At 66.0% G+C, this 11,398-nt stretch carries 14 protein-coding genes and 1 pseudogene; 8 read left to right on the forward strand and 7 right to left on the reverse strand.

Annotation, left to right across the window (positions count from 1 at the left end):
- Nucleotides 1–82: 82 nt before the first annotated feature.
- Complete coding sequence (locus OL599_RS25195) at nt 83–508, reverse strand: ArsR/SmtB family transcription factor (RefSeq protein ID WP_264716813.1); 426 nt, start codon at nt 506–508, stop codon at nt 83–85.
- Nucleotides 509–661: 153 nt separating this feature from the next.
- On the opposite strand from OL599_RS25195, the gene OL599_RS25200 reads away from it, so the two are divergent.
- On the forward strand, nt 662–1,063 hold the full coding sequence (locus OL599_RS25200) for a PadR family transcriptional regulator (RefSeq protein WP_264716814.1): 402 nt from the start codon (nt 662–664) through the stop codon (nt 1,061–1,063).
- 91 nt (nt 1,064–1,154) lie between these two features.
- Nucleotides 1,155–1,331, forward strand: a complete 177-nt coding sequence (locus OL599_RS25205; protein WP_264716815.1) for a hypothetical protein — start codon at nt 1,155–1,157, stop codon at nt 1,329–1,331.
- A gap of 154 nt (nt 1,332–1,485) precedes the next feature.
- Here OL599_RS25205 and OL599_RS25210 read toward each other — a convergent pair.
- The 4 genes from OL599_RS25210 to OL599_RS25225 all read right to left on the reverse strand — a co-directional run bounded on the left by OL599_RS25210 (nt 1,486) and on the right by OL599_RS25225 (nt 5,048).
- A protein-coding gene (locus OL599_RS25210) for an IS5 family transposase (RefSeq protein ID WP_408886999.1) occupies nt 1,486–2,288 on the reverse strand; the annotation gives its coding sequence in 2 pieces (ribosomal slippage) (nt 1,486–1,958 and nt 1,958–2,288; 804 coding nt in all).
- Between the two features lie 52 nt (nt 2,289–2,340).
- Nucleotides 2,341–2,628 carry a hypothetical protein gene (locus tag OL599_RS25215; RefSeq protein WP_264716817.1) on the reverse strand — a complete coding sequence of 96 codons (288 nt, stop codon included), beginning with the start codon at nt 2,626–2,628 and terminating at the stop codon, nt 2,341–2,343.
- Nucleotides 2,629–3,083: 455 nt separating this feature from the next.
- Complete coding sequence (locus OL599_RS25220; RefSeq protein WP_264716818.1) at nt 3,084–3,554, reverse strand: flagellar basal body L-ring protein FlgH; 471 nt, start codon at nt 3,552–3,554, stop codon at nt 3,084–3,086.
- Between the two features lie 513 nt (nt 3,555–4,067).
- Nucleotides 4,068–5,048 (reverse strand): chromate resistance protein, encoded by a 981-nt coding sequence (locus OL599_RS25225; protein ID WP_264716819.1) that lies wholly within the window; start codon nt 5,046–5,048, stop codon nt 4,068–4,070.
- 116 nt (nt 5,049–5,164) lie between these two features.
- Here OL599_RS25225 and OL599_RS25230 point away from each other — a divergent pair, with 116 nt between their 5' ends.
- The 6 genes from OL599_RS25230 (at nt 5,165) to OL599_RS25255 (ending at nt 10,370) form a co-directional block, all read left to right on the forward strand.
- The gene (locus OL599_RS25230; RefSeq protein ID WP_264716820.1) at nt 5,165–6,136 is read left to right on the forward strand and encodes a Fe-Mn family superoxide dismutase; all 972 of its coding nucleotides are present in this window, start codon (nt 5,165–5,167) and stop codon (nt 6,134–6,136) included.
- Entirely contained in the window at nt 6,136–6,627 is a 492-nt protein-coding gene (locus OL599_RS25235; protein WP_264716822.1) for a chromate resistance protein, read from the forward strand. The genes OL599_RS25230 and OL599_RS25235 overlap by 1 nt, the downstream gene beginning before the upstream one ends.
- Complete coding sequence (gene chrA / locus OL599_RS25240) at nt 6,624–8,048, forward strand: chromate efflux transporter (protein ID WP_264716823.1); 1,425 nt, start codon at nt 6,624–6,626, stop codon at nt 8,046–8,048. The genes OL599_RS25235 and chrA overlap by 4 nt, the downstream gene beginning before the upstream one ends.
- On the forward strand, nt 8,045–8,701 hold the full coding sequence (locus OL599_RS25245) for a hypothetical protein (RefSeq protein ID WP_264716824.1): 657 nt from the start codon (nt 8,045–8,047) through the stop codon (nt 8,699–8,701). The genes chrA and OL599_RS25245 overlap by 4 nt, the downstream gene beginning before the upstream one ends.
- A gap of 127 nt (nt 8,702–8,828) precedes the next feature.
- Nucleotides 8,829–9,716, forward strand: a complete 888-nt coding sequence (locus tag OL599_RS25250; protein ID WP_264716825.1) for a DUF1259 domain-containing protein — start codon at nt 8,829–8,831, stop codon at nt 9,714–9,716.
- 282 nt (nt 9,717–9,998) lie between these two features.
- Nucleotides 9,999–10,370: a hypothetical protein gene (locus OL599_RS25255; RefSeq protein WP_264716826.1), complete on the forward strand. Its 372-nt coding sequence runs from the start codon at nt 9,999–10,001 to the stop codon at nt 10,368–10,370.
- Nucleotides 10,371–10,386: 16 nt separating this feature from the next.
- Here OL599_RS25255 and OL599_RS25260 read toward each other — a convergent pair.
- A pseudogene (locus OL599_RS25260) lies at nt 10,387–11,126 on the reverse strand (IS5 family transposase); the annotation flags it as partial.
- A 19-nt stretch (nt 11,127–11,145) separates the two neighbouring features.
- Nucleotides 11,146–11,398, reverse strand: a 253-nt coding sequence (locus tag OL599_RS25265) for a transposase (RefSeq protein ID WP_264716827.1), incomplete at its 5' end; no start/stop codon positions are given.

Below are 11,398 nucleotides of genomic sequence, written 5' to 3' on the forward strand. Positions count from 1 at the left end.
ATCGGGTCCTCGTTCGGTTCGGGGTAGAGCCTCGCAACTCCACCTTAGCCAGCCGATCCGATGACCACCTCCGCCTACACCGTTATGCCGTCGGAATTTCCACCACGACCTCGGACACTACCGCCGAATTCCCGGTGCAGAGGAACAGTACGTGGAAGGCAGGCCGCATCGCGTCGGGCGGCGACTCCGGCAGCAGCCGGGCGAGGTCGCCGCACAGCTCCGGGTGCCCCGCGCAGCAGTGCTCGGTCAGGAAGGAGAGGAGCTCCCGCAGCGCGGCGATGCGGACGGCATGGATCACGTTGCGCCCCTGACGGGTCGCGGAGGTCAGCCCCGCGCGCTCCAGCGCACCGACATGGAACGACAGGGTGGACGCCGAGACCGCCAGCGCGCCCGCCAGTTCGCCCGCCGCCATGCCGGAGGGTCCGCGGGCAATCAGCAGCCGCAGGAGGTCCAGCCTCGTCTCTTGTGCGAGGGCGCCGAGCGCCTCCGCAGCCTCTCTGGTTTCCATGCTTTCGGTATATGCGACACCGACCGCGCTGTCGTGAAGGTTCCGCGACCATGCCCCTGGCTGTACCGGAAGCGCCCAGGAAGACGGGCGTGGGCCCGGTTCGACTGCACCGGATTAGTTGATACCTCGAGGGTCTACGCATAGCCCACCGATATGTCACCCAACGCCACGACGCTGGGACCCGTACCCCGCCCCGGCCCGGACTACGCGAGCCGGGCCTATTGGGCGGGCACCATCAAGATGTCGCTGTCCAAGTTCTTCATCCTGCGTGTGCTGCTCGAACAGCCAATGCACGGCTACGACATCACGCGCGCCGTCGAGCGCATCACCAATGGCTGCTGCTCGCCGACGGAGGGAACGATCTACCCCGCGCTGCGCGAGTTCGAGGAAGGCGGCTACGTCACCGTCGAGAACGAGGTCGTGTCCGGCCGCCAGCGGAAGACCTACACGCTGACCGACAAGGGACGCCTGGCCTTCCAGGTCGGCGCCGAGGCCTGGATGGACGTCTCCCATGCCCTGCTGGAGACTGGCCGGGCCGGTAGTGTCTCAGTTTGAAATTTGAGCGCCACCGGCCGGATCAAATTTCGCGGGTACAAAACGCTGTTCCGCGGGCATATGATGCTTAGCTGAATCTCGGAACCTGAACATGGTCACATTCATCCTGGTCGTACTGAACATCGTGACCGCCTGCCTGTCATTCCGAACAGCTGAAAGGCGTGGTCGATCGGTAAAAGCGTGGATGTGGCTAGGCATTCTCTTCGGCCCGTTCGCGTTGCTGACCGTGGCGCTACTGCCCTCCATTCGGAAAGAGGGGACGGTCTGATGCCCAAAGGAACAAAAGGTGAGAAGCGCGCCCTGCCGACGTGATCGGCCACACCGTAACGGTGGGGAAGATCGCGACGGGGAGATCGAGGAGTCCGCTCCTGGGCCTTGTTTCAACCTGAGTTTTCAAACTGAGACACTACTTAGAACGCCTTTCAAAACCTTCCCTGCAACGCGCGCATGCATATGAGGGAACAAGCGAGAGACGTGAATGCGTGATGGATGTCGAGCCGGCGTTCGTAGCGGACGGTAAGTCTTCGGAACCTGTTGAGCCAGGCGAAGCTACGCTCGATGACCCACCTGTGACGGCCGAGCTTTTGGCTGGTCTCGATACCTCGCCGCGCAATGCGGGGCTTGATCTGACGGCGGTGGCAAGCGCGGCGGCAGCGCCGATGATCATAGGCCTTGTCGGCGTGCAGCTTGGCCGGTCTGCGTCGTGGTCGGCCACGCTTTCCTGCAATGGGCGGAATGGAGTCGAGCAGATCTTCGAAGGGCACGCTGTCGTGGACGTTGGCACCGGTCAGGATAAAGGCGAGCGGGATGCCACGACGATCCGTGATCAGGTGGCGCTTGGTGCCGGGTCTGCCCCGATCTGTCGGGTTGGGGCCTGTCGCGGCACCCCCCTTTTCGCCGCGATGGACGAACTGTCCATGCAGGCCCGGCTCCAGTCGATGCGGTCCGCGTCTCGCAGTTGGCGCAGAAATTCACGATGCAGACGGTCCCACACTCCCAGTGTTTGCCAATCTCGCAGCCGTCGCCAGCAGGTCACGCCCGAGCCACACCCCATCTCCGCCGGGAGCATCTCCCATGGGATACCGGTGCGCAGGACGAAGAGGATGCCGGTGAGCGCCGCACGCGCGGGAACAGGCGGGCGACCGCCCTTGGGCTTCGGAGGCGCCGGCGGCAGCAGTGGCTCGATGATCGACCACAGCGATTCGGGCACGAGGGGTAGAGTCATCCCCCTTCATGAATCAGCTCCGAACAGCGTACAAGGGTTTTGAAAGGCGTTCTTAGTAGGGATAAGGCGGGTAATAGGGATAGTAATAAGGATAGTATGGGTAGGGTGGATAAGGCACCGGAACGACTGGGGGCCCAATGAATACCCCGCCAAAGAAGAAGCGGCGGTCGGCAAATCGCCGGTGTGCAAAGAAGCGCGGATGCGGGAAAAAGCCCGGGTGATGGAACGCGAGGGGTGGCCGCGCGAAGGCCATATGGCCTCCGCGCTCGAAGCGCTCGGCAGCAGCGGGGCCAGCAAGAATTGTAACCGTCAGAAATGCGGCAGCGAGGGCCTTGCGCATCGGCATCCGTCCTCAGTGCGGGCCTCGTCGGCCCTGGCATCTCCCGAAAATTCCGCGCAGGATTGCCGAACGCTCATGCGGCATGCGTCCGCCTGGGTGATGTCAGAAGAACGTATGTGAGACGAATAACTCGGACGATTATTCCGAACTTACTTATTGCTACTACGCGAAATCGGCCCGCAGCAGCGCTTTTGGCCGTGATAGATTATAGTGCGCCGATCTGGCCACAAAGCGAACGGCATCCGCGTTGCTGCAGCCTATTACAAGCGGGCGCGCGGAGAATCCAATCCCACCACGGTAGACGCTCACTTACGGCCTGCCTCCGCAGGGCCGCAGAACTTGACTCCGGCTCGCAACGGGCGCTTTGCCGCAAGACCGGGGGTGCCCCAGCGGAGCTGGCGTTCCGCGCGAAGCACGGCCTCCGGCACGCCGCACTAGCCAATGAGTGTTGCCGCTCACCCATGCCGTCCTCCGGAACCGGCGTTCCTGAACCGGTTCTCCATTCCGTGATGAAAGCCGCTGGACGCGAATCCGTGGCGTTCATGGAACCGGCGGAAGTCGTGGAAATGGTGGTGGCGGTCCACGAAGACAAACGCGCCCACGCTGAGGCCGATTGGCGGTTCCCAGAGCCAGGGATCGTAGTAGGGGTAGTAGGCATACGGGGGCGGCGCATAGATCATCATGGATTGGGCGGGCTGGCCCTGTGGGGCCTCCACGATCCTCCAAGTGCCGTCGGGTTGCTGACAGGCGTGCCCCACGATGGTCTGCGGCTCGCCGTGCACGATCGCCTGCAACGTGTAGTCGCGGCACGCCGGGTTATCCGGAGGCGTGGTGATCGTGGCTTGCGAAATGAGCGGCTCAGGCGGCGGTGCAACGCAGCCAGCACAAATAAGGGCCAACCCTGCCGCGAGAACAAACCGGCGCATCTCCGCCCCCTCGTTTACGCGACATCCCTAGGCGGCTCGATTGCCAGACTGCTTCTTCGCCATCACCGTCCTCTGTGGCCGCCCATGCCCCCGCCCATGCCCGAGCCACCGCCCGTCACGCCCATGCCGCCAGCGCTGTCCACGCCACTGTCCTTTGGCACCGATCCACTGTTAGATGCCCTGAAGTCGCCTGAGCAGGCCCCGAGCGCGAGAGTGCCGACCGCGAGGACGACCGCCACGACCAAGCTGTTCATCGAGGCCCTCCGCTCCGGTCGGGGCGGATACATCGCCTGACCTGTGTGAAGGACGCATCGCGCGGCCGATCAGTCCTTGACGCTGAAAATTTGACCGGATGGCCCGGACTGAGTGGCCCGACCAAGCGCCGGTCTCCTGACGCAAGCTCGGACGCTACCGTCCGACTGGAAGAGCGGACATCGTGACGACGGCGACGCCCAACATGGGGGCGCCCTCATGTCAGGAAGGCGGTTGCCCCCCTGCGCCGAGTGCGGCAGCTCAGGCCCGCTTCATGCGAAACACCTCATACAGGTCGTCCAGGACAGCGCCACCGCGCTCGAGGCGCTGCCGGTCGTCCCTGTGGGCCACCGAGATGCCCTCCACGAGACGTGCGATGCCGCTGGCCTCCTCGCGCCCGAACTTACCGTCCTTGAGGTCGATGTCGTGCACGATCTCGCCGATGTCGACGAGCGCGGGGTCGTCCAGGCCCGCGCGGGCCAGCAGCACCTCGAAGGTGCAGTGGTCGCCCTCGTGGGTGTACTCGCCGTCGTACATGTCGAAGCGCAGCTCTTCGGGCTCGGGCGCGTAGCCCTTGGCAGGGACGAATTTGAACCGGGCCTCAGGGTCGATGAAGCGGCGGATCAACCAGGCCGATGCGATCCGGTCCACGTAGACTCCCTGGCGCGTCACCCAGACGCGCCCTTTGAGCGTGCCAGATGGCGCGCCGCCTGCCGCGTCCTCGCGCCGGTCGTCGGTCATCGTTTCCGCCTCGCGTAGCCGGGATTCCGTGCCCGCGAGCAGTCCCTCGACAGTCTCGCGCCCGTCCGCCCCGAAGAAGTCGATCGCCGCCACCCGCGACACCTCCGCCTGGAGCCGGGTCAACCTGGTCCTGGTCTCCGCTTGGCTCCCCCCGGCGCCGTCCGCGGACAGCGCGTCCGCCAGTGCACGGAGCTCCTTCGCCAGGGCGTCGTAGTTCTCGGCGCGGGCGGCGTTGAACAGCCCCCGGACGTCCTGGTCCGACAGGCCGTCGATGAGGCGGGCGTCGCAGATCATGCCCTCGCCGCCGCCCTCGGTGATCTCCTTGAGCAGCCACTCGAAGTCCTCCTGGGTCTGCTCCCCGGCGGGCAGCACGTAGACGGAGTTCTTCACCGTCACGGCGCCAAGCGCCTGCAGACGCCGCCAGACCTTCACCCGCAGGTAGGCGGGCTTGGCTGGAAGCTGGTGGATTAACAGCAGCCAGCGGGCGGTCTCGGCATGCACGGGGGTCTCCGCATGTCTCATGAAGGCAGTATAACACTTGGCCTCACGAAAGATACATTTGTATCTCGGTGCTCATTGGAATATGGAGTTCTGTATCATACGGGGTGAGGCGCCAAATGGACTATGAGGTCCTGCCGCTGCCCTTCAAGCCGCACAGGCTCGACGGCCTGTCCGATCGGCTTCTGGTCAGCCATTACGAGAACAACTACGGCGGCGCGGTCCGGCGCCTGAACGCCATCGAGGGACGGCTTGCGGGCCTGGACTGGTCGGCGGCCCCGGTCTTCGACCTCAACGGCCTCGGGCGCGAGCGGCTCATCGCCGCCAACTCCATGCTGCTGCACGAAGCGTATTTCGACGCACTCGGCGGCTCTGGCGCGCCACACGGCGGACTGGCCCGGGCGCTGGAGCGCGACTTCGGCTCGATCGACCGCTGGCGGGCCGAGTTCACCGCCATGGGCAAGGCGCTCGCGGGCGGCTCGGGCTGGGTGCTGCTGACCTGGTCGGAGCGGCTCGGCAGGCTGACCAACCAATGGGCGGCTGACCACTGCCACACCCTGGCGGGCGGTGTGCCGGTGCTGGCGCTCGACATGTACGAGCACGCCTACGCCCTCGATTTCGGCGCCAAGGCGGCCGCCTACGTGGACGCGTTCATGCGCAACATCCACTGGGAGCGCATCGAGGCGCGGCACGGCCGGGCGCTGGACCCTGACCTGCCGAGCACGCCATGGCCGAACCCCGACGTGCCCAAGATCACCGCAGCCGAGCTCCGCGGCGCGCTGGACCGTGGCGAGGACCTCACCCTCGTGGACGTCTGCCTCGCCGACGACCTGTCCCGGCGCACCGACATGCTGCCCGGGGCTCGCTTCCTTGCGCCCGAGGCCATCGCCGACTGGGCCGACGACCTGCCCCGCGGCAAGCCGGTGGTCGCCTACTGCGTCTACGGCTTCCAGATCAGCGGCGAGGCGACCATCGAACTGCGACGGCGCGGCCTGGATGCCCGAATGCTCGCGGGCGGCATCACCGCCTGGCACGCCATGGCTGGGCCGACCGTCCCGCTCACCCCGCGACACAACCAAGGAGACGTGTGATGACGAAGTGGGTCACGCGCGAACGCCCGAAGATCGACCGCATCGCCTGCCCCTGGCTGATCCGGCGCTTCATCGAGCCGGAGGCGGAGTTCATCTACGTCCCGACGGACCGCGTCTTCGCGGTCGCCAAGGAAACCGGCGCGACGCCCTACGACATTCCGGGCGCCGAGCCCTTCGCGCATGACGGCGAGTTCTGCTCCTTCGACGCGTTCCTGAAGCGCTACGACCTCAAGGATCCAGCGCTCCAGAAACTCGCGCTCATCGTGCGTGGCGCCGACACGGCACGGCACGACCTGGCGCCGCAGGCGTCCGGCTTGCACGCCATCTCGATGGGACTGTCCGCTAACATCCCCGACGACCACGCCATGCTCGAGCAGGACATGGTCATCTACGACGCCCTCTACACCTGGTGCCGCGACTTCCAGCAGGAGGTCCACAACTGGACGCCGTCCACGGCATCGCCCACGCGCGCGCAAGAGCGCGTACCTTGAGCGAGACCGGTCCCGTCACCGAGACCACCGCGGCACCTGCGCCGCACCAAGCGGCTGCCTGGCATGGTGTCTCCTTCCGAGAGGCGTTCTGGGTCTGGCTGCGCGTCGCCGCGCTCTCTTTTGGCGGCCCCGCCGGGCAGATCGCGGTCATGCACCGCCTCATCGTCGACGAGAAGCGCTGGATCGGCGAGGCGCGCTTCCTGCACGCGCTCAGCTACTGCACGCTGCTGCCTGGTCCCGAAGCGCAACAGCTTGCCACCTACATCGGCTGGCTGATGCACCGCACCGTTGGCGGCATCGTGGCGGGTGCGCTGTTCGTGCTGCCCGGCCTGTTCGCCATCATGGCGCTGAGCTACGTCTACGCGGGCTGGGGCCAGGTCGGTGTCGTCGCCGCACTGTTCTTCGGGCTGAAATCCGCCGTGCTGGCCGTGGTGCTCCAGGCGGTGTTCCGGGTCGGCTCCAGGGCCCTGAGGAACCGGGTGATGGTGGGCAGCGCCGCCGCGGCGTTCGTCGCCATCTTCTTCTTCGACGTGCCTTTCCCGCTCATCGTCCTCGCCGCCGGTTTGGTCGGCTACCTTGGCGGGCGGTCGGGATCCGCCGCGTTCAAGGACGGTGGTGGACACGACAGCGGCGGTGCCAAGGGAGTGGCCGACGCGGACAGCCTGCTCGGGGAGGTGCTGCCCGACCACGCGCGCCCGACCGTCGGGGGCGCGTTGCGCGCCGCCTCGGTCTGGCTCGCGCTCTGGCTCGTGCCGGTCGCCGTCCTGCTCGCCACGCTCGGGATCGGTAACACCTTCAGCCAGATCGCCCTGTTCTTCAGCCAGATGGCGGTGGTCACCTTCGGCGGCGCCTACGCCGTGCTCGCCTACGTCGCGCAGCAGGCGGTCGAGCACTATGGCTGGCTCCGCCCGGGCGAGATGCTGGACGGCCTCGGCATGGCGGAGACCACGCCGGGGCCGCTCATCATGGTGACTCAGTTCGTGGGCTTCATGGCCGCCTTCCGCGACCCCGGCGCGCTGCATCCCATGCTGGCCGGGACGCTTGGCGGCCTGCTGACCACCTGGGTCACCTTCACGCCCTGTTTCCTCTGGATCTTTCTCGGCGCGCCATTCATCGAGGTGATGCGCGGCAACAAGGCGCTGAGTGGCGCGCTCACCGCCATCACCGCCGCGGTCGTCGGCGTGATCCTGAATCTCGCGGTCTGGTTCGCCCTCCACACCTGGTTCCACGAGGCGCACCGAGTGCGCGCGGCGGGCCTGTCTTTCGACGCCCCTGTCCTCGCCAGCCTCGACCCCTGGGCGCTCGCGCTCTCGGCGGCCGCCATGGTGGCGATCTTCTGGTTCAAGACGGGGATGATCCCGACGCTGCTGGCCTGCTCCGTGGCGGGGCTCGTCCTGCACCTCGTGGGGGTTACGCCATGAACCGACGCCACATCGCCCTTGGCGCGCTCGCGTTGCCCTGGCTCCCGGCGGTGTGCCGGGCGCAAGGCGCAGCGGGCGGTCCTGACCTGTCGCGTTACCCGGTGGGGCCGTTGCCTCCGGACTTCCTGGGGTCGTGGCGCACCGGGCAGGGACCGCCCGGCGACTGGAGGGTCGTCGAAGATCGGACGGCCAGCCATGGCAAGGCGATCGCACAGATCAGCGCCGATCCGACCGACTATCGGTTCCCCCTGGCCGTCTACCAGCCGCTGGCGGCGCAGGACGTGGAGGCCAGCGTCCGCTTCAAGGCCGTCGAGGGCCGGGTGGACCGCGCCGGCGGCATCGCCGTCCGGCTTCGCGGGCCCGACGACTACTACGTCGCGCGCGCCAACGCGCTGGAGGACAACGTCAACCTCTACAGGGTCATGGGCGGCCGACGGCAGCAGATCGCCGGAGCTCAGGCGAAGGTGTCGTCCGCCGAATGGCACACCCTGACGCTGCGCGCCGAGGGCGACCGCTTCTCCGTCTCGTTCGATGGCAGGCAGCTTATCACGGCGACGGACAGGACCTTCGCCGGTTCGGGCAAAGTCGCCCTGTGGACCAAGGCGGACTCCGTCACCCGCTTCGACCGGCTGGAGATCCGGTCCCTCCGGTGACGGCCCGGTGCGTCCGGACCGCGCATGGAAATTGGAGGACGCGAACATGATGAGGACGATGTCCCAAGCTCACGCACCAAGTGGGCAGACCTTCGTCCGGTGACCGAGAGGTGAAAGGAGAGTTTCGATGCGCAGCACTTTCGCAGTTGCAATCGCGGGTTCCCTTCTGGCGATGTCGCCCGCCATATCCGCCGAGATCGATTGGAGCAAGGTCGACCAGGCGCTCGGAAAGCAGGGCGCCGACCAGCCGGGTGCGGTCCGGAAATACGGGCTGCCGCGCACCGATCTGCAGGTGACGCTCGACGGCGTTCCGATCAAACCGACCTTCGCGCTCGGGGGCTGGCTCGCCTTCAAGTCCATGGGCAACCAGGCGATGGTGATGGGCGACCTGGTGCTGACCGAGCAGGAGATCAACCCGGTGATGACCAGGCTGCTCGCCGACGGCGTCACCGTCACCGCCGTGCACAACCATCTGCTACGCGCCCAGCCCGCCACCTTCTACATGCATGTTGCGGGACGGGGCGACCCGGTCGAGTTGGCCGGATCGCTCCACGAGGCGCTGTCCGCCAGCAAGACCCCCTTCGGCGCGCCCGCCGCGACCGCGCAGCCAGCAGCCCAGATGGACCTCGATACCGCGAAGCTGGAGCAGACACTGGGCCACAAGGGAACGGTCAACGGCGGCATCCTGCAGTTCGGCATTCCGCGCAACGACGCCGTCGAGGACGGCGGCATGACGGTGCCTCCGTCGATGGGAACGGCGATCGCCATCAACTTCGAGCCGATCGGTAACGGCCAGGCGGGCGTCACCGGCGACTTCGTGCTGCTGGCCAGCGAGGTGAATCCGGTCCTGCAGGCCCTGCGCCAGAACGGCATCGAGGTGACCGCCCTGCACAACCATATGCTCGACGAGCGGCCCAGGATGTTCTTCGTTCATTTCTGGGCTCACGACGACGCCATGAAGCTGGCCCTAGGTCTGCATGCGGCGCTGGAAAGGGTCAACGTCGCGAAGAGCTGACGCGACTCGGAAGGGACCAATGACCCGGTGCACGATGCTGCCGAGGCTCGCCACCGAGGATCCGACCGTCATCGGCCACGGCAAATGCTGACACCAACTTTCCTTGCTAAGGAGGCCAATATGGCTATGAAATCATTGCGATCCACATGGCTGGGCGCCATCGCCATCGCCATCGCCATCGCAATCTCGGCCTTCGCGCAGCCCCAGGCAAACGCGGAGGGTTCCGACTAGGCTGCGCTGGCAGCGGCCCTGAAAACTGTCCCGACGACACTGCAGCAGGGCTTGACGGCGAGCGAGAGGACAGGGAAGCCGATCTCGGCGAAGTTCGAGATCGAGGACGGAAAGCTCCAGCTGTCGATCTACACCATGTCAGACGGCGACTACACCGAGGTCGTTGTGGCGCCAGACAGCGGCGCCGTCACGTCGGCGAAGAAGATCACCGACGATGAGGATCTCGAGGCTGCCAACTCCCAGAAGGCGGCAATGCAGAAAGCCTCAACGCCCCTGATTGCCGCAACCGAGAAAGCGGTCGCGCAGAACACGGGATCACGGGCCGTCAGCGTCTTCCCGGAGCTCAAGGACGGTCAGCCTGTGGCGGTTATCACCATCCTGCGCGATGGAAAATTCACAACAGTCCCGGAGAAGCTGAACTGAGAGTCTGACTCTGAACTCATGCGGAACGACCGAGCCATCTGATCAACAGCATGGCTGAGGCGGCATGGAGGAAGGCTGTCGCAGAGGCGATAGAAGCCTCGAAGTCCTTGGCCAGCCGCCGATTTCGTCCCAACCCGGCAAAGCACCGCTCCACGACCCATCGGCGTGGATGGACCTCGAAGCCGACTTGCCCAGGGATTTTCCGGACTATCTGGATGGCAATGCAAGCCGCGTCCTTCACGCGGTCGGCCGCGTAGGCGGTGTCAGCGAAGGCAAGTTCCACGAAGGGAAAGCTGCGACGCGATGCCTTGAGCAACGGCACGGCGCCATCTCGATCCTGCACGGACGCTGGATGAACCTGCAACGTCAGCGCCCGACCATCAGTATCGACCATGACGTGCCGCTTTCGGCCCTTGATCTTCTTTCCCGCATCATAGCCGCAGGGGCCGCCAGCCTCCGTCGTTTTCACGCTCTGACTGTCGATGACGGCAGCACTTGGGCTGGCTTCACGCCCGACATGCTCGCGGTCGGGCATGACCAGGCGATGTTGATCGACGGCCAAACGCCAGCGTCTCGCCAGGTCGCGAACCAGCCATCGACGGTCTGCCGGGGTGGAAAGCAGGGCCGCAGCATCCGCCACGGAATGCCGCCCCGCAGGACATAAAACATGGCGTTGACCAGCTCGCGCAAAGGCCAGGTGGGCGGTCGCCCGACAGCCCAAATGGGCGGAAGCAGCGGCGCCAGCACGGCCCATTCGGTGCAGACGATCGCTGGGTCATGCGGTGCATAGCCGAGCTCGCAGCAGATCGAGCTTGGCACGACCATACATCTGCCGCTTGATCAGCTTGAGTTTAGTAATCTGACCTTCGGTTTGCCCGTTTGACCACGGCTGAGTGACCGCGGCGCCAATTGCCTGCCGTTCGGCGGCAATACCGGCAGCAAAAGACGAGAGCAGACTCCCCGCTGCGTCGCTGATCCAGCTGTCCAGAGCCGCTTTCGCCTTCGACCGAATGATCGTGTGGAAGCGG

Source organism: Limobrevibacterium gyesilva, from assembly GCF_025989185.1.
In the GTDB taxonomy this organism is placed as follows: Bacteria; Pseudomonadota; Alphaproteobacteria; order Acetobacterales; family Acetobacteraceae; genus Limobrevibacterium; species Limobrevibacterium gyesilva.